This window comes from Sphingomonas hengshuiensis, assembly GCF_000935025.1.
Taxonomy (GTDB): Bacteria; Pseudomonadota; Alphaproteobacteria; order Sphingomonadales; family Sphingomonadaceae; genus Sphingomonas; species Sphingomonas hengshuiensis.
This window is the reverse complement of record NZ_CP010836.1, coordinates 2575376-2594368: the sequence shown is the minus strand read 5'-3', so window position 1 is coordinate 2594368 and position 18993 is coordinate 2575376. Positions and strand designations below refer to the sequence as shown.

At 66.4% G+C, this 18993-nt stretch carries 21 protein-coding genes; 17 read left to right on the top strand and 4 right to left on the bottom strand.

Going from position 1 to position 18993, the window contains the following annotated elements:
* Window positions 1-27: 27 nt before the first annotated feature.
* The 14 genes from TS85_RS11395 (at window position 28) to trxB (ending at window position 9462) form a co-directional block, all read left to right on the top strand.
* Window positions 28-1938, top strand: coding sequence for a hypothetical protein (locus tag TS85_RS11395; RefSeq protein WP_044332256.1), 1911 nt, complete (start codon window positions 28-30; stop codon window positions 1936-1938).
* A 10-nt stretch (window positions 1939-1948) separates the two neighbouring features.
* Window positions 1949-2317: a hypothetical protein gene (locus TS85_RS11390; RefSeq protein WP_155006380.1), complete on the top strand. Its 369-nt coding sequence runs from the start codon at window positions 1949-1951 to the stop codon at window positions 2315-2317.
* Between the two features lie 21 nt (window positions 2318-2338).
* Entirely contained in the window at window positions 2339-2521 is a 183-nt protein-coding gene (locus TS85_RS11385) for a hypothetical protein (RefSeq protein WP_044332254.1), read from the top strand.
* A gap of 6 nt (window positions 2522-2527) precedes the next feature.
* Window positions 2528-2983, top strand: coding sequence for a hypothetical protein (locus TS85_RS11380; protein WP_044332252.1), 456 nt, complete (start codon window positions 2528-2530; stop codon window positions 2981-2983).
* Window positions 2984-3310 (top strand): hypothetical protein, encoded by a 327-nt coding sequence (locus tag TS85_RS11375; protein WP_044332250.1) that lies wholly within the window; start codon window positions 2984-2986, stop codon window positions 3308-3310.
* A 25-nt stretch (window positions 3311-3335) separates the two neighbouring features.
* The gene (locus TS85_RS11370) at window positions 3336-3593 is read left to right on the top strand and encodes a DUF7940 domain-containing protein (protein ID WP_044332249.1); all 258 of its coding nucleotides are present in this window, start codon (window positions 3336-3338) and stop codon (window positions 3591-3593) included.
* Entirely contained in the window at window positions 3586-4203 is a 618-nt protein-coding gene (locus TS85_RS11365) for a lysozyme (protein WP_044332248.1), read from the top strand. Before TS85_RS11370 ends, TS85_RS11365 begins: the two co-directional genes overlap by 8 nt.
* Window positions 4204-4313: 110 nt before the next feature.
* Window positions 4314-4784, top strand: a complete 471-nt coding sequence (locus TS85_RS11360; protein ID WP_044332247.1) for a hypothetical protein — start codon at window positions 4314-4316, stop codon at window positions 4782-4784.
* On the top strand, window positions 4784-5515 hold the full coding sequence (locus tag TS85_RS25390; RefSeq protein WP_155006379.1) for a LamG domain-containing protein: 732 nt from the start codon (window positions 4784-4786) through the stop codon (window positions 5513-5515). The genes TS85_RS11360 and TS85_RS25390 overlap by 1 nt, the downstream gene beginning before the upstream one ends.
* A gap of 11 nt (window positions 5516-5526) precedes the next feature.
* Entirely contained in the window at window positions 5527-5793 is a 267-nt protein-coding gene (locus TS85_RS11355; RefSeq protein ID WP_044332246.1) for a hypothetical protein, read from the top strand.
* Window positions 5790-6323, top strand: coding sequence for a hypothetical protein (locus TS85_RS11350; RefSeq protein WP_044332245.1), 534 nt, complete (start codon window positions 5790-5792; stop codon window positions 6321-6323). Before TS85_RS11355 ends, TS85_RS11350 begins: the two co-directional genes overlap by 4 nt.
* A 137-nt stretch (window positions 6324-6460) precedes the next feature.
* Window positions 6461-7546: a CaiB/BaiF CoA transferase family protein gene (locus TS85_RS11345; RefSeq protein ID WP_044332244.1), complete on the top strand. Its 1086-nt coding sequence runs from the start codon at window positions 6461-6463 to the stop codon at window positions 7544-7546.
* A 34-nt stretch (window positions 7547-7580) separates the two neighbouring features.
* Complete coding sequence (locus TS85_RS11340; protein ID WP_044336180.1) at window positions 7581-8363, top strand: enoyl-CoA hydratase-related protein; 783 nt, start codon at window positions 7581-7583, stop codon at window positions 8361-8363.
* 127 nt (window positions 8364-8490) lie between these two features.
* Window positions 8491-9462: a thioredoxin-disulfide reductase gene (gene trxB / locus TS85_RS11335; RefSeq protein ID WP_044332243.1), complete on the top strand. Its 972-nt coding sequence runs from the start codon at window positions 8491-8493 to the stop codon at window positions 9460-9462.
* A 215-nt stretch (window positions 9463-9677) separates the two neighbouring features.
* On the opposite strand, the gene hppD is transcribed toward trxB, so the two are convergent.
* Entirely contained in the window at window positions 9678-10721 is a 1044-nt protein-coding gene (gene hppD, locus TS85_RS11330; RefSeq protein ID WP_044332242.1) for a 4-hydroxyphenylpyruvate dioxygenase, read from the bottom strand.
* A gap of 165 nt (window positions 10722-10886) precedes the next feature.
* Between hppD and TS85_RS11325 the strand changes: the two genes are divergently transcribed.
* Both TS85_RS11325 and TS85_RS24650 read left to right on the top strand, forming a co-directional pair.
* A complete protein-coding gene (locus tag TS85_RS11325) occupies window positions 10887-12395 on the top strand; it encodes a UxaA family hydrolase (protein WP_320407157.1) in 1509 nt (502 codons plus the stop codon).
* Window positions 12396-12613: 218 nt separating this feature from the next.
* Window positions 12614-13615 carry an IS30 family transposase gene (locus TS85_RS24650; RefSeq protein WP_077228570.1) on the top strand — a complete coding sequence of 334 codons (1002 nt, stop codon included), beginning with the start codon at window positions 12614-12616 and terminating at the stop codon, window positions 13613-13615.
* 220 nt (window positions 13616-13835) lie between these two features.
* Here the strand turns inward: TS85_RS24650 and TS85_RS11315 are convergent, their stop codons facing one another.
* From TS85_RS11315 to TS85_RS11305, 3 genes are all read right to left on the bottom strand, one after another.
* A complete protein-coding gene (locus TS85_RS11315) occupies window positions 13836-14768 on the bottom strand; it encodes an IS110 family RNA-guided transposase (RefSeq protein ID WP_044329758.1) in 933 nt (310 codons plus the stop codon).
* 269 nt (window positions 14769-15037) lie between these two features.
* Window positions 15038-16909 carry an ABC-F family ATP-binding cassette domain-containing protein gene (locus TS85_RS11310; protein ID WP_044332239.1) on the bottom strand — a complete coding sequence of 624 codons (1872 nt, stop codon included), beginning with the start codon at window positions 16907-16909 and terminating at the stop codon, window positions 15038-15040.
* 64 nt (window positions 16910-16973) lie between these two features.
* Window positions 16974-17534: a 3'-5' exonuclease family protein gene (locus TS85_RS11305; RefSeq protein ID WP_044332238.1), complete on the bottom strand. Its 561-nt coding sequence runs from the start codon at window positions 17532-17534 to the stop codon at window positions 16974-16976.
* A gap of 478 nt (window positions 17535-18012) precedes the next feature.
* On the opposite strand from TS85_RS11305, the gene TS85_RS11300 reads away from it, so the two are divergent.
* Window positions 18013-18993, top strand: a complete 981-nt coding sequence (locus tag TS85_RS11300) for an AraC family transcriptional regulator (RefSeq protein ID WP_044332237.1) — start codon at window positions 18013-18015, stop codon at window positions 18991-18993.

Sequence of the window (18993 nt, the reverse complement as noted above, 5' to 3'; positions counted from 1 at the left end):
TAACCGGACACATGAAAGGGAATCATCGTGACGACCCTCAATCAAATCCTGACCGATGGTCAGGATGTGAATATGCCTGCGCTCCGCGCATGGCTGAACGCGCTGAAGGGCAATGCCACGCCGATGGCACCGGAGGATTTCGGGGCGCTCGGTATCGGCGATGCGGGCGCCGCGGCGGACAGCGCGGCTTCCGCGGAAATGTATGCCGCGATGCTGGAGCAGGGATGGGGCTATGTCCGGTTGCGGCCGGGCGCCGTCTATTCGTTCGGTGCCCAGATCGCCGGCGGCGGCGGGCAGGCGTTCCAGGGGGCAGACTTCCTCAATGGCACCGGGCTGGAATGGCTGATCGTCGAAGGGAATTTCGCAACGATACGCTCGGCCCCCGGGCAGTATTTCGGCGGCTTTGCGAGCGGCACGCCGACGACGGCCCTGCCGAACTACAACGCCGCGCAGCGCGCCGATATCGGGACGCATATCAACCTGACCGAAATTGCATCGGTTTCTGTCTCCAACCTGTTGCTGGACGGCAATATCGCCAACCAGATTCCCGGCGGTCCCTATGGCGATACGGGGCGGCAATGCCGGCATGACGGCGTGCGGATCAATGAGTGCGACCAGGTGCTGTTCGAGAATGTCTGGGTGAAGAATGTCGGGCTCGACGGCTTCATCTACAAATATGAGGGCCTGACCGGCGCCAGCGATCGGAAGCCCGCCCTGTTCATCAACTGTGGCGCGACGAATTGCGGCCGCAACGGATTCTCGCAGGTGGGCGGGAATATGATGCGGCACCTGAACTGCAAGTTCACCGAACCGGGCAACGCCCCCAATAGCGGCGTGGCGGGCGGCTATATCAGCTCGGCGCCCAAGGCCGCGTGCGATATCGAGGCGGAGGGCAGCGGAACCGAGATCGACGCGACGCGCCTGCGCGACAGCGTCTATGAGCAGGGGTCGCGCGGTGCCACGGCGATCGTCGCGGACAGCGGCACCACGTCGGGCGTGATCATCGATGCGTGCACGGGCGATGGCGCATACTGGCTGAACAAGCCCAACATCCAGGTGCTGGGAGGCGAGCTCAACGGGCATTTCGCGGCGCTGTATGGCGGCGATCCGCGCACCGCGGTGCAGATGATCGGCGTACGCATAACGGACAGACCGAAGCGCGGTGCGCCGCTGCCTGCAACGGGGCTGTGCATCGATATCGATGGCGCGGGCGCCGGCGTCTGGCTGGAGCGGTGCGACTTCAGGCTCTCCCGAACCAAGGCCAACCTGCGCAAGGCGCATGGCCGGCGCTGCAACTGGACGTTGCGCATGGGAACGACGACGGTGCCCAACCGCGATTTTGTGGTGCTGCTCGACAATGCGGCGACCAATATCGAGGATTTCAGCTTCTACGACGAGCTGGGGCAGGAGGATGGCGACCCCTATACCTCGGGCGAGGGGCTGTACATCGTCAGTGGCGCGCGATCGGCGAACACCGGATCGCGAATCCGCAACTGCATGATCTATCCCTCGTCGAACTGGCTGATCAAATATGACGGCTATGATCCGGGCGGCGGCGCCTATCCGCACGCGGGCCAGCCCAACGGGCGCCTGGACTTCGATACTTCGCAGGCATTTCAGGAACTGAAATTCCAGCGCGAGGCCACCTATGGCGGGGGCTATCATGGCTGGTCGCGCATGGTCTTTCTGTCGGCAGCGCCCGGAAGCGCCACCGGCTATGCCAATGGATCGCTGATCACGCATATCGACGGCGGTGTTGGCGATCCCGCCGGATGGATCGTCGCGGGCGGGGCGTTTCAGCCCAACGGCGTGATCGGCATGGTCCGCGCGGCGGCGGTGACGGCTCCGACCGGTGGCAGCACCGTCGATACCGAGGCGCGCGCTGCCATCGCCTCCCTGATCACCAACATGAAAACCGCGCAGCACATGCTGCCGTGAAGGGGACACCATGGAACCTGTAATAGGAAAATCGGCGTACGGGCCGGGCAATGTGCGGCGCAAGATCGCGGGATTCGATGCCGAGACGGTGACGCTGGAACATCCCATTACGCTGGAACAAAAAACCATTGGCCGCGAAGCCTTTTCGGCGTGGTGCGAGGGCAGCGACCGACGTTCCTACATCGGCGACGACGGCGATTGGCGGACGCGCATCGGCATGTTCGATCGCCCCGTGCTCGAGCCGGAGACCGGGGAGCAGGCGCTGGATGCCGATGGCAATCCGGTGACCGAGCCCATGGTGCAGTTCATCCGGCTTGAAGGCGGCGTCGTCACCGTGCCGCGCGACGAATGGGCCGCCTGGCGCGCACAGGCGGAATAATTCAACCAGAGGAGAATACCGATGCCGAAAGCTGCAACGGTCCGCCGGATCAAGGCGGACCTTCACCGTGTCGAGGCGGCGGTTGCCGTGCTGCACCGGACGCTGGCCTCCGCACTGGAGATGCATGGCCCCGACATGGGGCTGGATGACGAAACGCTGGCGCTGGCTGCGCCGAAGACGCCCCCTAAACCCGACGGCGAGTAAGTCCCCATGGACATCGGGCTTCTCGTGACCTTCCTTGCTGCGCTGGCGGCGCAGCGGCGGTGGCTGTTGTGCCATGACTCGCGCGGGCGCCTGGGCGCGCTGCTGCTGCTCTGTTGGGCGGTGGTATCGATGGCATGGTGCGTGCTGGCCAAAAGTTGGCTGGTAGCGGTGATGACGACAACCGATCTTGCGATTGCCGTCACCTGCATGGTGTTGCTGCAGCGTGAGGCGAGCTGGCGGGCGCAGCTCGTGGGGATCGTGTCCATGGCATTGATGCCGGCGCATTTCGTGATGTCGATGACGCAGGGGGGCTTCGACTGGACGGCCTATGCGCTGATCCTCAACGCGGGGTTCGTGGTGCAATGCGCAGTGGCGGGGGGCTGGATCGATGGGCTGGTCATTCGCATTGCTGGCTTCCGCGATCGGTCTGGCGCTGGGCTCCACCGTGATCGGGGGCGTTAGATGGAGCCGGGGGCATTCGATCCGGCGATGGTGGCGCAGGCGCGGATAGCGCTGGCGGCGCTGTGCGGTGGCATCACGCGGCTGTTGTTCCGCCCGGCGGAATCGCTGCGCAAATCGGCGTGGCTGCTGTTCGGATGCGTCACCTGTGGCTTTTACGGCACGCCGCCGCTGTTGGCGTGGTGGGCGCTGCCGCAGGACAGCGCGGGGGCGATCGGCGCGCTGCTGGGGTTCGTTGGCCTTTCCTTCGCGGAGGGGCTGTTGCGCGCGGCGGACAAGATGGACCTGACGGCCTGGCTTACGAGCTGGCTTCGCAAACCCGGGGCCTGACCGGGACCTTCTGAAAGGATCAAGGATGCGTGCTTTGCTGGAGCGCCTGACGGCGCGACTGGTCGATAACTGGCGCCTGGCGTGGAAGTTCTGGTCAGTGCGGATTGCCGCGCTGCTGGGTGTGGTCGCAACCTATCTGCTCGCGGCGCCGGATACGCTGGTGCAGGTGATCGCCGCGCTGCCGCCCGAGTTGCGCGGATGGGTGCCGCCGTTGCTGGGGCCGGCGCTCACAGTGGCGATCGTGCTCGTGCGGCTGTGGAAGCAGGGCGAGCGTCATGACTGAGCCGCGGGGGCGCATAGCCGCAGCGGCAGCGACGGCCAAGTCGACGCCGCGGCGGACGCTGGCCGAGGTCGTTGGCGTCGGCGCGGCGATGGCGTTGCTGGTGCTGGTGCCGCGCGAGGAAAGCGGCCGCATGGTGAAGGCGCAGGCCGACCCCGTCACGTCGACCGTGACGGTGCGCCATGTATCCGGGCCGCAGCACCTGAAAGCCTATCTCGACATCGTCGGGGTGGCGACGGCGTGCGACGGCATCACGCGCGGCGTGCGGATCGGGCAGACCTATACCGAGGCGCAGTGCGCGGCGCTGCTGGAGCGCGAGCTGGTCGCGCATGCCGAGCCGGTGCTGGCCTGTACGCCGTGGCTGCGCGGCGAGGGCAGGGAGGGGCCGCGCGTGGCGGCTGTGTCGCTTGCCTACAACATCGGTGTGCACGGCTTTTGCCGGTCGACCGCGGCGCGGCGGTTCAGCGCCGGCGACTGGCGCGGCGGGTGCGACGCTTTCCTGATGTGGACCAAGGCCGGGGGTCGCGAGGTGCGCGGGCTGCGGCTGCGGCGCGAGCGCGAGCGGGCGGAATGCCTGCAGGGCATCAATTCTTCCAAGGGAGACGGCAAGTGAGCGAGACCAGAGTTGGACCGCATATCTATAGTGGGGCCGTGCCGGTGTCGTTGGGCACTGGCGGGATCGGGCAGCCATGGGTTGAGGGCTCTCGGGAGACCGGCATTCCCATGGCCCCGACGGGCATCACTGCCTCGGCTAGCTTCACCCCGGCGGCTGCGGCCTATTTGGCGGGGGACCTGATCGACGTCGCGAAGGAGTTCGCCTTCACCTATGCCGATGGCGGCGCGGTGCCGGCGGGGGCGTTGATCCGCATCCTGACTGCAATCGTCAAGATCGATGCCACTGCGCTCCAGGCGAGCGAGGGCGGCTATACGCTGCAATGCTATGGCGCGGCGCCAACGGCGTGGGTCGACAACGATACATGGGCGCTCTCCAGTGCCGACCTGACCCCCTATCGCGGATCGATCTCGCTCGGGACGCCTGTCGACCTCGGCGCGGCGCTGTACGTGAAGACGCCGAATGTCGACATCGATATCAAGCTGGTGACCTCCAGCATCTATTGCGGGTTGCAGACCGTCGCGGGCTTCACGCCGACCGCTGTCGCGCGCCAGGTGCTGTTGTACGGGATCGTGCTGTAATGCATCCCGCTGTCCGCCAGCTGGTGCTGGATAGGATGACGCCGCGCCGTCTGCTTGGTGCGTCGCTGATCGCGCATTGGTCTGCGACTCGCCCGGACCTTATGGAGCTGGACGGCGCGGCGATACGGTCATGGACCGATATGATCGCCGGCTACAAGGTGACTCAGACTACCGCAGGCTTCAAACCAATCTGGTCGCCAAACAGCTATGCTGGTTTTCCCGGCGCCGGCTTTGATGGGACTGACGACTATGTGGAGCTGACGCCGTCGCCGCTGTTCTCTGGTTCTGCGCCATATGAGGTGTGGACTCGCGTCATGCAGCCCTCACTCGCGGACACCGGAACGCTTGTGGTATTCAGTTCGGGTGGGACCTCGGCGTCAAATTCACGGCGGGTGCAGAAAAGTGTGCCCGCTGGCGTGAATCGCGCGGGGATCAATGTCCCCGATGGCACCACGAACACGACGGTTCGTGATGATGGAACGGACTTCAGCGGCGGGCCTTTCGTTATCCGCAGCGTATTTGCAGATGGCGCTAATGCCGTGCAGGTCAACGGTGGTCCGCTGGTAACCGGAACCGGTAGGTTGGCTGGAACGGGGAATGTCCGCCTAAGGTTTGGGGCCTCTTCGACCTCAATAGCCGGTGCTTTCTGGCCAGGCGTGATTGCGGACGTTCTGGTGATGCAGCCTCTAACCGCCAACCAAGCCGTGCAACTAACTCGCCTGCTACGTTGAAAGGAAATTCGATGCCTAGCATGATGTTGACCTGGGACGATCCGCTCGCCTGTGACGCTTATATCGCGTGGGCGGAAAGCATTTTCGAACCCCCGCTGGGTCCCGGTGGGACCTTTTATCCGCGCGACCGATATGATCGCTACGGGAAGCGCGTATGCGCCTTTCTCGGGCCGGGTGGTAATGTCGGGTACTATGTCGAGCCCGAGGACGGCCCGGCGTTGCGAGCGGGCGCCACCTTGCAACTCGGGGTAGAGTGGCCCGATCCGGAAGAGGAATGATGGGCGGGGTCATCGACATGGCACGCGGCAAGGCGATGCAGATCATGGCCGGCATGCTGGGGGCGGCGGTGCTTGCCCTGACGATCGCGCTGCTGATCGCCAAGGCGGACGCGCAGCATTGGCATAGCCAGTTCACGGGCGAGCAGGACCGCCACCGGCTGACCATTGCCGAATTCAAGCGTGGAACTGCGGAGGCTAAGGTCGCCGACCTGGAGCATGTCGCCGCGGTGCGCGCGCGGGACGACGCAATCGCAAAGGAAACCCAGCATGATATCCAGACGCAGCTTGCCGACAATCTGGCTCTTGCCGCTCGCTATGCTGAGCGGATGCGGCGGGGGGCGCCCGGAGACGGTCAAGGTGGTGGCGGACACGCGGGAGTGCCCGCCGCTGCCGATCCCGCCGGCGATCCTGCTGCAGGCGGTGGGTTTGCCATCGTTCCTCGATCCGACCTCGACACCTGCACCCGCAATACCGTGATCGCGCGGGGGTGGCAGGCATGGTGGGCGGCGGTGGGGCAGGGGGTGCGTTAGGCGCTGATCCTTAGCCGCCATCTGGGGGATTGCGTGCAGCGGGCCTCCGCTACCATGCACAAGTCCGATCTTGCGCCGCCGCGATGGCCGTGCGCACTTTGTCTCCAGGCGCGGCAAACGCGCGGCGGAGAGGGCTGATGCATCCACAGGAACAACCCGAATCGGCACGCCCGCTCGACGGCATCCGCGTCGTCGAGCTGGAGGGGATCGGCCCCGGCCCCACGTTGGGGATGCTGCTCGCCGATTTCGGGGCGGAGGTGCTGCGGGTCGCGCGGCCGGGGTATGAGGTTTATGCCGATCCGGTGACGGGGCGGGGCAAGGCGACCCTTGCCGCCGATCTCAAGACCCCCGAGGGCGCCGCCGCGGTCCGCGAGGCCATCCATGCCGCCGATGTGCTGATCGACCCGTTTCGGCCCGGCGTGCTGGAGCGGCTGGGGCTGGGGCCGGAGGCGATGCTCGCCGCCCATCCGAGGCTGGTCTATGTCCGGCTCACCGGATGGGGGCAGGACGGGCCGCTGGCGCAGCGGGCGGGGCATGACATCACCTATATCGCGCTCAGCGGCGCGCTGGAGGGGATCGGGCGGCCCGGCGAGGCGCCGACGCCGCCGCTCAACCTGATCGGCGACATGGGCGGCGGCGCGGCGATGGCGGCGTTCGGGGTCTGCGCGGCGCTGGTCGAGCGTAGCCGGTCGGGCAAAGGGCAGGTGATCGACGCCGCGATCCTGGACGGCACTGTCGCGCTGACTGCGATGTTCCACGGGATGCGCCTGCCCGCCGGGCGGAACGACAGCCTGTTGGGCGGCGCCCAGCCCTTTTACGACAGCTATGCCTGTGCCGATGGGCGGCATGTCGCGGTGGGGGCGCTGGAACAGCCCTTTTGGGAGGCGCTGGTCGCTGCGCTGGACCTGCCCGAAGGCTTCCGCAATCGCGGCGCAGTGCTGCCCGCCGAGCTTCGTGCTGCGCTGGCGGAGCGGTTCGCTACTCGCAGTCGGGACGATTGGGCGGCGCTGCTGGAGCCGCTGGACGCCTGTGTGGCGCCCATCCTCTCCTTCGCCGAGGCGGCGGAGCATCCGCACGCCGTCGCCCGCGACCTGTTCGTCGAGCATCAGGGCCGCCGCCAGCCTGCGCCTGCGCCGCGGCTGTCGCGGACCCCGGCGCGGATCGGGACGGGGGACAGCGACGGCGCCGCGCTGCTCGCCCGCTGGCGCAGCGGTTGCCGTTGACGTAAGGGACAGCCAGAGCATGCAGGAGAGGATCATGGAAGCACCGTCGATAGTGTGGGCGCTGGACGGCACCGTCGCGGTGGTGCGGCTGAACCGGCCCGACCGGCTCAACGCGCTGACCGCCGAAATGCTCGACCTGTGGCGCGCTACGCTGGGCGAGGCCGTGGCGGCGGGGGCGCGTGCCGTGCTCGTCACCGGCGAGGGGCGGGCCTTCTGCGCCGGAGCCGATCTTGCCGCCACCGCAGCAGCAATGGCGCAGCGTGACCTGAGCGATTCGCTGCGCGATCATTACAACCCGCTGACCCGCGCCTATGCCGAACTGCCTGTGCCCGTCGTGACGGCGATCAACGGCGCGGCGGCGGGGGCGGGGGCGGCGTTTGCGCTGGCGGGGGACATCGTCGTCGCGGCGCGATCGTCGTACCTGTTGCTTGCCTTCGCCAATATCGGGCTGGTCCCCGATGCCGGCGCGACCTGGCTGATCGGCAAGGCGGCGGGGCGGGCGAAGCTGCTGGAGATGGCGCTGCTGGGCGAGCGGCTGTCCGCCGAGGACGCGCTGGCGGCGGGGCTGGTGACGCGGGTGGTGGACGATGCCGCGCTGTTCGACACCGCGCTGGGGCTGGCGCGCAAGCTGGCGGCGATGCCGACGGTCGCGATGGGGCTGATCCGCAAGCAGGTGGCGGTTGCGCTGACGGGGTCGCTCGACGAACTGCTCGAGGTCGAGGCGGACCATCAGGCGCTGGCTGCATCGACGCAGGATTTCCGCGAAGGCGTGGCCGCGTTCCTCCAGAAGCGCGCGCCGGTGTTCACCGGGCATTGAGCGCAGCTATTGTGGGGCACAGCAAAGCTGTTGACCCTCGATATTGTGCCCCGGGCAGCGATGCCCATGTTGCATGGGCAACGCGCCTGCCCCTAGAGGCAGGGATCAGAACCATCGGAAAGCTGCCATGACCGCCACCCATTCGACGCGCATGTTGATCCTCGGCTCCGGCCCCGCCGGGCTGTCCGCCGCCATTTACGGGGCGCGGGCCGGGATGGCGCCGATCGTCGTCCAGGGCATCCAGCCCGGCGGCCAGCTGACAACCACGACCGACGTCGAGAATTACCCCGGCTTCCGCGAAGTCATCCAGGGGCCGTGGCTGATGCAGGAGATGCAGGCCCAGGCCGAGCATGTCGGCGCGCAGATGATGTGGGATTCGATCGTCGAGGTCGATGTGTCGCGCCGCCCCTTCCGCATGGTGGGCGACAGCGGCACCGTCTATTCGGGCGACGTGCTGGTGATCGCGACGGGCGCGCAGGCGCGCTGGCTGGGGCTCGAATCGGAGGAACTGCTGAAGGGCAAGGGCGTCAGCGCCTGCGCCACCTGCGACGGGTTCTTCTTCCGCGGCAAGAAGGTCGCGGTGATCGGCGGGGGCAACACCGCCGTCGAGGAAGCGCTGTACCTCACCAACCACAGCCATGAAGTCACGCTGATCCACCGCCGCGACACACTGCGCGCCGAGAAGATTCTGCAGGAGCGGCTCCATGCCAATCCGCGCATCAATGTGTTGTGGAACAAGGCCGTCGAGCGCTTCATCGACGGCGGCGGGATGGCCGGGCTGGTGGGCATCGAGTTGAAGGACACGGTGACGGGCGAGCTGTCGACGCTGGAGGTCGATGGCGGCTTCGTCGCGATCGGGCACCATCCGGCGACCGAACTGTTCCGCGGGCATATCGACCTGGACGAGGACGGCTATATCGCGGTCGAGAAGGGTACGACGCGGACCAGCGTGCCCGGCGTGTTCGCGTGCGGCGACGTGATGGACAAGCATTACCGCCAGGCGATCACCGCCGCCGGCACCGGCTGCATGGCCGCGCTCGACGCCGAGCGATTCCTGGCCGAAGCCGATTTCGAGACGGTGGCGCAGGCGGCGGAATAGCGCCGAAGGTGCTGGGCTAAGTTTAGGAAGTTTAGGGTTCTACATCCCACATTGCGGGACCCCGCGCTTGATCGCACCAACCGTCCGGCGCGGTCGGATGAGGGGAGGCACACCGGCATCCCCTCATCCCCCTGCGGCTTCCTCCTGTGCTTTGCGCGCGGGAGGAAGGTCCTGGGGCCGGGTTGATCCCGGCTCTCCCCTCCAAAGCGTAGAGGCTAGGCGTCGACCTTGATCACGCCGCGGCGGATCTGGTCGAGTTCGATGCTTTCGAACAGCGCCTGGAAATTGCCGTTGCCAAAGCCTTCATTGCCCTTGCGCTGGATGATCTCGAAGAAGATCGGGCCGAACATGTTCTCGGTGAAGATCTGGAGGAGGATGCCCTCGCCGCTCTCGACCGACCCGTCGATCAGGATGCGGTTGCGGCGCAGCCGTTCCAGGTCCTCGCCGTGCCCGGGAACGCGCGTGTCGACCAGCTCATAATAGGTTTCGATCGTGTCCTGAAGCCGTACGCCGCGGGCGCGGAGGCGCTCGACCGTGTCGAAGATGTCGGCGGTCGTGAGCGCGAGGTGCTGGATGCCCTCGCCCTGATATTCGCGGAGGAATTCCTCGATCTGGCTCTTGTCGTCCTGGCTTTCGTTCAGCGGGATGCGGATCGCGCGATCGGGGGCGATCATCGCCTGGCTGAACAGCCCGGTCGCCTGGCCCTTGATGTCGAAATACTTCTGCTCCTCGAAATTGAAGAGCGTCTTGTAGAAGTCGGACCACACCCGCATCTGGCCGCGGCGGACATTGTGGGTGAGGTGGTCGAGCAGGTCGAGCCCGACAGTGTTCGCCGCCTCCGCCTCGCGCCAGCCGGGGAATTCGGCCCAGCCGGCATAGGGATCGGTGCCGTCCTGGATGAAATAGAGATAGGAGCCGCCAATCCCCTCGATCACGGTATCGTCCTCGATCGTCGGCTTCGCGCCGTTTGCCAGCGCCCAGGCCATCGCCGCCGCCGGATCGGTGACGCGGAACGCCATTGCGCTGGCCGAGGCGCCATGGTCGCCGCGGAATTGCGCGACGCGGCCATCGGCGTCGCGATTGAGCATCAGGTTGATGCGGCCCTGCTTGAAGCGGGTGACGTTCTTCGACGGGTGGCGGTGCGTCGGCACGAAGCCGAGCTGCTCGAACTGCCGCGCCATCGCCTCCGGATCGGGCGAGGTGAATTCGACGAACTCGAAGCCGTTGAGGCCCAGCGGATTGGTCGGGTCGGCAGCCATGTGGATATCACCTGATTAGTATCAATGGATACTAAATCGCACGGTTCGCGGCGCGCGTCAACGCGGGCGGGTTTCGTGGACGACCCCCAAAACCTGTCTTATAGGTTAAGGGCGATGCACAAACTGGTAGTGCTTCCCATATAAGCGACAGGATTTCCCAAAGCGATGGCGACGATGCTCGAAGACACTGCCCCTGCGATCCACCGCGTCGACGCCAAGGACGGCGTCGCGACGGCGCTGCGCGACCTGAACGCGGGCGAGACCGTGGCGGGGCCGTTCGGGCCGCTGACGCTGCGCGACGCCGTGCCCAAGGGGCATAAGGTCGCGATCCGCGACATCGCGGCGGGCGCGGAGGTGATCAAGTTCGGCTGGCCGATCGGCAAGGCATTGTCCGCGATCGCGCCGGGGCAGCATGTCCATGTCCACAATGTCGCGACGCTGCTGGAGGGGGTGGAGGACTATGTCTACCGCCCGCTGCCCGGCGATCCGCTTCCCGCCGCGGGTACGCGCAGCTTCCAGGGCTATCGCCGGGCCAATGGCCGCGTCGGCACGCGCAACGAGATCTGGATCCTCTGCACCGTCGGCTGCGTCGGCGCCACGTCGCGGCGGCTGGCGGAGCTGGCGAATGCGCGCTTTGCGGGGCGGGTGGACGGCATCCATGCCTTTCCGCATCCGTTCGGCTGCTCGCAGCTTGGCGACGATCTGGACCATACCCGCGAATTGCTGGCCGCTTTGGTCCAGCACCCGAATGCCGGCGGCGTGCTGGTCGTCGGGCTGGGGTGCGAGAACAACCAGTTGAAGGCGCTGTTGGAGGCCGCGCCCGACATCGCGCCGGATCGGCTGCGGTCGTTCACGACGCAGATGGTGTCGGACGAATATGAGACCGGGCTGGCGATGATCGAGGAACTGGTCGCGCGCGCCGAGCAGGACCGGCGCGAGGCCGTGCCGCTGTCCGAACTGGTGATCGGCCTCAAATGCGGCGGGTCGGACGGGTTTTCGGGGGTGACCGCCAATCCGCTGGTGGGGCGAGTCGCCGATGCCGTCGCGGCGGCGGGGGGGACGCCGGTGCTCACCGAAATCCCCGAGATTTTCGGCGCCGAACGCATATTGATGGCGCGCGCCCGCGACGAGGCCGTGTTCGACAAGATCCGCGACGTGGTCGACGACTTCAAACGCTATTTCATCGCGCACGACCAGCCAATCTACGACAACCCGTCGCCAGGCAACAAGGCGGGCGGGATCACCACGCTGGACGAGAAATCGCTGGGCGCGGTGCAAAAGGCGGGGCGTTCGACGGTGGTCGACGTGCTGCGCTATGGCGAGCGGGTGCGCGAACATGGGCTGACGCTGCTGGAGGCGCCGGGCAATGATGCGGTGTCGTCCACGGCGCTGACGGCGGCGGGGGCGACGATGATCCTGTTCACCACCGGCCGCGGCACCCCGATGGGCTTCCCCGCGCCGACGGTGAAGATCGCGTCGAACACGGGGCTGGCCGAGCGCAAGCCGAACTGGATCGATTTCGACGCGGGGCCGATGCTGGCGGGCGAAAGCGCGGAGGATGCGACCGAGCGGCTGCTCGATCTGGTGGTGGCGGTGGCATCGGGTGCGGAGACGCGGTCGGAGCGGAACGGCGAGCGCGAGATTGCGCTGTGGAAGCAGGGGGTTACGGTTTAGGGGGGCTGGTCGACGGAACCTTGCCGTTGCGCAGCGGCCGGGCCGTCTGGCATCCTCCCCCGGAGGGCAGGGCAATCGCATTTGGCAAAAACCTGGTCATCCTGACGAAAGTTAGGATCCATTCGGTGCTCGGTGTGGGCTTTTGAGGCGAGCGGAGCGGCTGAATGGATCCCCCGGACTCACGGAACAAGTGCACCACCTGCTAAGGTGATTGCGCGATGGGACGACATTACAGGCAGCTCAGCCTCGACGAGCGGATCGAGATATGCCGCCTTCATGAAGGCGGTATATCTTGCCGACAGATTGCCACCGCGATCGGGCGTGATCACACGACGGTCGGTCGGGAACTCAGGCGCAATAGCAAGCCGACCAAGGTCTGGCCCGGCGGCTATGCGCCCGGGCGTGCCCATAGGCTCGCGATCAGACGACGACGATGGGACTGCCGTTTCAAGCTGGCGCGCCAGCCGGACCTGCGAGATATCGTGAAGAACGGCCTTGCGATGGGATGCTCTCCCGAACAGATCGCCGGCCGACTGGCGCTTGAGCACGGTCGCACCATGGTCAGCCACGAGTCAATCTATCGATACGTCTATCATCGCTCGGCCCAGAAGGACTACTGGCACCGCCTTCTGCCCCGCTGCAAGGCAAGGCGCGGCCGCTATGGCCGCCAGGGCGGAAGCCCGGCCAGCTTCATCAAACAGCGCAGGCCGATCGGCGAACGCCCCCTCGAAGCCCGGGATCGCGCACAGCCGGGCCATTGGGAAGCCGACTATATGCTGTTCGCCCGATATGGGCACAATGTCCTCGTCCTGCACGAGCGCCACACACGCTACACCATCCTCGACAAGCCACCCCACCGCAGAGCCGAGCTGACCGCACGCCGGATCACCCGCAGACTGCGCCATATCCCCCAGGATCTGCGCAGGACCATCAGCTTCGACAACGGCACCGAGTTCGCCGAACATCACCGCCTTCACGACAGCCTCGACATCCAGACCTTCTTCTGCGATGTCCGAGCCCCATGGCAAAAGGGCGGTGTCGAAAACACCATCGGCCGACTGCGCCGAAGCCTGCCTCGCAAAACCGACCTCGACACCGTCAGCCACAGACAACTCCGTGCCTGTGCCGACCGGCTCAACAACATCCCCAGAAAATGCCTTGGCTTCCTCACACCCGCCGAGGCATTCTCCAAAATCTCAACCGGTGCACTTCAACCGTGAGTCCACATCCCAGCCTTCGCTGGGATGACGGCATTTATGCTTGCCCAACACCATATGCGATTCCCCTCCCCCTCCGGGCAGGGCAATCGCATATGGAGCGGGGGGAGCTTTTCCCACTTCCCGTCGTGCTGAACTTGTTTCAGCATCCAACCCCCAGCGCGCATTTCCGTCGCTTGTTGCGCCTTGGATGCTGAAACAAGTTCAGCGACTGTCTTTGGCGTCAAGCGGCGAGCCATGGGGATTTGCTCCTCAGGATGGCGTTTGCGAAGGTGAGCAGGCGGCGGGCGAGGGCGATCAGGGCGACCTTTTTGGGTTTTCCGCTGGCGATGAGGCGCTGATAGAGCGCCTGGAGCACGGGATTGTAGCGACTGGCGACGAGTGCGGCCATGAAGAGGGCCGAGCGGACGGTGGGGCGTCCTCCGCCGATCATGGCCTTTCCGCGCCATTGGCCGGACTGGCGGGTCCAGGGCGCGACGCCGGCGAGCGCGCTGATCTGGCGGCGTCCGAGCTGGCCGAGTTCGGGCAGTTCGGCAAGCAGCGTGCGGGCGGTGGTCGGGCCGACGCCTGGGATCGAGGTCAGCAGCGCCTCCTGATCGCGCCACAAGGGCGAGCCCCGCACGGCCTCGTCGATCGTCCGTTCAAGGTCGGACAGTTCCTTTTGCAGCGCAGCCAGCAGGCGCTCGATGCTTTTGCGCAGCGGCAGAAGCGTTGCGCGCCGCAGCCGCTGGCGCTCGCTCACCATCATCGCGATGATCTGCCGGCGCCGCGCCACCAGGTCGGCCAGCGCGCGCGTCTCGGTATCCGCCAGTGCGCGCGGCGGCGGGCGCGTTGCCTCGACAAAGCGCGCAATCACCGCGGCATCGATCGGGTCGGTCTTGGCGCGCTTGCCCAATGCGCGCGCAAAATGGCGGATCTGCGCGGGATTGATCACCGCCACCGGCAAGCCTGCTGCCCCCAGCGCGGCAGCCACCACCGTCTCATAGCCCCCGGTCGCCTCCAGCCCGATGCACAACGGGGCCGATACGCCCAGTCGCGCGACCAGCGCCTCCAGACCCTCGGCATCGCGCCCGACCGTCCAGGCCTCGCCCGCGGGCGAGACATGGACGTCCAGGCGATCCTTCGAAACATCGATACCCACATACGTCATGGTCATCGTCTCCCGGGCTTGCGCAATCGGGCTTGCCTTGCAGAGGCCCAAGCGACTGTTCGGGTTCAATGACCTTACAGCGGGCTGTTCACGCTGAACTACGGGCTCTGCAACCCTTGCATGATTCGAACTTCCCGCCGAAGCCGCACCGCATTCTTCATGCAATGCTGCAGTTGGCAAGTTACAAGCATGACGGCGGTAATAGGGGAGCATACGCATCCATATGCGATAGCCCTGCCCTCCGGGGGAGGATTGAAGAATTGCGGCATCCCCCCCTACGCCGCGATCCCCTCCAGCTCGCCATTTGCCTCCAGCCATTCCGCCTCGGTCGCATCGATCTGCGTGGTCAGTTCGGCGCGGCGTTTCATCAGGTCGGTCATGCTCAGCTTCGCGAGCGAAGCCTCGGCGGTGGCGGAATCGAACATTGCCGCATCCACCGCAGTCCGCTGCGCGGTCAGCTTGGCCAGCTTCGCCTCCAGTTCCTTGACCCGCTTGCCCAGTGCCTGGCTCTTGTCGCGGGCTTCGGCGGCGGCGCGGCGGGCTTCCTTGCGGGCGGCCTTGGACTCGCCCTTGCCGCCGGCGCTCGAATCCTTTGACAGGACGAAGGCGATGTAATCGTCGAGGCTGCCGTCGAACTCGCTCGCGGTGCCGTTGTCGACCAGCACCAGCCGGTCGGCGGTCATTTCCAGCATGTGGCGATCGTGGCTGACCAGGATCACGGTACCGGTATATTCGTTGAGCGCCTGGATCAGCGCCTCGCGCGCGTCGACGTCCAGATGGTTGGTGGGCTCGTCGAGGATCAGCATGTGCGGCGCATCGCGCGTGATCAGCGCTAGCGCGAGCCGCGCGCGCTCGCCGCCCGACAGCTTGCCGACTTCGGTCGTCGCCTTCTGCCCCGAAAAGCCGAACCGCCCGAGCTGGCCGCGCACGGCGCCCTGGCTCGCGCCCTTCATCAGCGACGTCATGTGCTGGAGCGGTGTCTCGTCGCGCTCGAGCTCCTCGACCTGATACTGGGTGAAATAGCCGATGCGCATCTTGCCCGATGCATTCATCGTGCCTTCCATCGGGGTCAGCTGCGCCGCGAGCAGCCGCGCCAGCGTGGTCTTGCCGTTGCCGTTGCGCCCGAGCAGCGCGATCCGGTCGTCGGGGTCGATGCGCAGGTTGAGCCGCTTGAGGATCGGCTTTTCGCCATAGCCGACGGTCGCGAGGTCGAGCGTGATCAGCGGCGGGCGCAGTTCGTCGGGATTCGGGAAGTCGAAGGTCAGCGTCGGATCGTCGAGCAGTTCGGCGATCGGCTGCATCTTGGCCAGCGCCTTTTGCCGGCTCTGCGCCTGCTTGGCGGTGGAGGCGCGGGCGGAATTCTTGGCGATATATTCCTGGAGATGCTCGCGCTGCGCCTGCTGCTTGGCGCGGGCCGATGCGATCTGCGCCTGGCGCTCGGCGCGCTGGCGTTCGAAGGCGTCATAGCCGCCGGGATAGAGCGTCAGCTTGCCGCGTTCGAGGTGGAGGATGTGATCGACGACGTTGTTGAGGAAATCGCGTTCGTGGCTGACGAGCAGGATCGTCGCCGGATAGGATTTCAGGAAATCCTCCAGCCACAGCACGGCTTCGAGATCGAGATGGTTCGACGGTTCGTCGAGCAGCAGCACGTCGGGCTGCGAGAAGAGCAGCGACGCCAGCGCGACGCGCATCTTCCACCCGCCCGAAAAGCTGTCGAGCGGCGAATGCTGCATCGTCTCGTCAAAGCCGAGACCGACCAGGATCTGCGCCGCGCGGCTGGGCGCGGTATAGGCGTCGATCGCCATCAGCCGCTCATAGACTTCGCCCAGCCGATCGGGGTCGTGGCTGGTCTCGCTCTCCGCCAGCAAGGCCGCGCGCTCCAGGTCTGCGTCGAGCACCGTCTGGAATGGCGTCGCCTCGCCGTGCGGCGCTTCCTGCGCGATATAGCCGAGCCGGGCGCCGCGCGGCATGTCGACGCTGCCGCCATCGGGATCGAGCTGCGAGGCGATGACCTTCACCAGCGTCGTCTTGCCCGCGCCATTGCGACCGATCAGGCCGATGCGTCCACGGGGCGGCAGCTTGGCGGTCGCATCGTCGATGATCGTGCGCCCGCCGAGGCGCACCGTGATGCCATTGAGGTTGAGCATGGCGCGCGCCTAACAGAGCGGCGGCGCGAACCCAATACCAAGCTTTGCAATCGTCGCGTGCGGATCAGCAGGCGCGCAGGCGCCCGGCCATTTCGATCGCGGCGGCACGGACGTCCTGCCAGCGCCGCAGATCGGCCTCGGCATCGGGGAGCGCGCGGTGCGCGGGGGCGCCGCGCCGCTCGCGCAGTTCGAACAAGGTGACGCAATCGCCCGCCGCCGCGCCCAGATCCTCGGGCGAGATCATGTGCGACAGCACCGCCGCCGCCGCCTCGACACAGGCATCGTCGCTGCCCCGCAGCCGCAAGGCGTGGCGCGGCAGCCCCGCGGCATGCAGCAGCACGCCCAGCCACTTGCCGTCCCAGGACGGGGCGCTCGCGCGCAGGTCATGCCCGGCGAGCACCTCCACCATCCGCCGGGCGACCCAGTCATGCGGGGTGCCGTCGCGCAGCAGCGTGGCGCGCGGGATATGGTGGACGGCCTCGGCTGCGGCATCCCAGTCGTGCCAGCCGAGCGCAGGGCAGATGAGGTGGGATTCGCGGCGCCCGTCCTCGAACACCCAGCCCACTTCGATGGGATAGCTGTTCGGCGACAGCGATGAGGCTTCGAAATCGAGAAAGACGAGCATGACGGACCTTGGCCGAGGGGTTTGCGATGAACAGCCTTCGCCCGATCCGCGAGTGCGTTTGCTGTATTTATAGTGGAGCGCGCGCATGACGGTGGCGTGAACCGGGCGTTACGGACGCAATATTGCGGGGCATCGCGTGCTTTCCGGCGCTTCGCAGATGTCGAAGGCGGGCATCGCACGGCGCACAGTCTGGGCCCGGGGGGCGGCGAAAGCACATCGGTGACCGCGCGTTGCCGCAAAACCACTCTAGAATAGGACGGGATGCGATCGCGCGTCCGCGGCAAGGCGCAAGGGTAAGCGATTGTATGAAAGCTCTGTTTCAGACGGAACCATATTGCCGACAATCTATTGCTGGAGTTGCACAGCAATGGTCGGTAACAGGCCGATATCCTATGGCATCTTCACAAGAGCGCAGATTCTGCCGGACCATGTATTTTCCTCCCCGCCGACGCCAGGTGCCGCCATTCCCGACCATGGCATGGGCGACCGTGATGGTCGCCGCTTTCCTCCCGATCATCCGCCGCGCCGCATGATCGCCAGCGGTACCCATATGCCCGGCGTCGATCCGGCGGTGTTCGAGACGGACCTCAATACGGCACTGCGCTACGAGCGGCCCGATCCGCGGGTCGGGGACTATATCACTGAATATTACGTCCTTGATTCGGCCGGGCCCGAAGTGATGGGGGCGATCGAGTGGATCATGCCCGGCTCTGCCAACATCCGTCTGTTCATGGACGAACGCCCGGTCAACGTGACCATTGGCAACCGCATTTACGCACCGACTCCGCATGTCGCGCTGTACGGCCCGACGAGCCGTGCGCTCCGGGTCGAAGCCTTTGGCGGCGTGACGATCGGCATGGCCGTCAGTGCGCTGGGGTGGGCGCAGCTGATCGACCAGCCGGCGAACCGGTTTCGCGACCGGATCGTGCCGCTGGCGGATGCGGTGCCGGCGCAGCTTGCATCGGCTTTGCACAAGCGTCTCGGCGCGTCCGACATGGCGCTCGAGGTCAAGGGAATCCTCGACGCATTCTTCGTCGATACGCTGGGCGAGCCGCATCCGGACGAACCCGCGATCCGCATCATGTCGGCGCTGATCGTCGACGAAACGGTCGAGGACATCGCGATCATCGCCGACCGCGTCGGGATGAGCGTGCCGCGGCTGCGGCAGCTGTCGTTGCGCTATTTCGGGTTCCCGCCGAAGCGGCTGATGCGTCGTGCGCGCTTCCTGCGCTCGCTGCTGCGCATGTACGCGGCGGGCGACGCGGCGGACTATAGCCTGATCTCGCGCGGCTATTTCGACGTGTCGCACTTCCTGCGCGATTCGGAGGAGTTTCTGGGCACCACGCCGCGGCGCTTCATGGCGCAGCAGACGCCCTATCTGCGCCAGATCCTGCGCGCACGGACCGCCGTGATGGGGGAACCGGCGCAGGCGCTGCATCCGATCGACGCCGCGATCTAG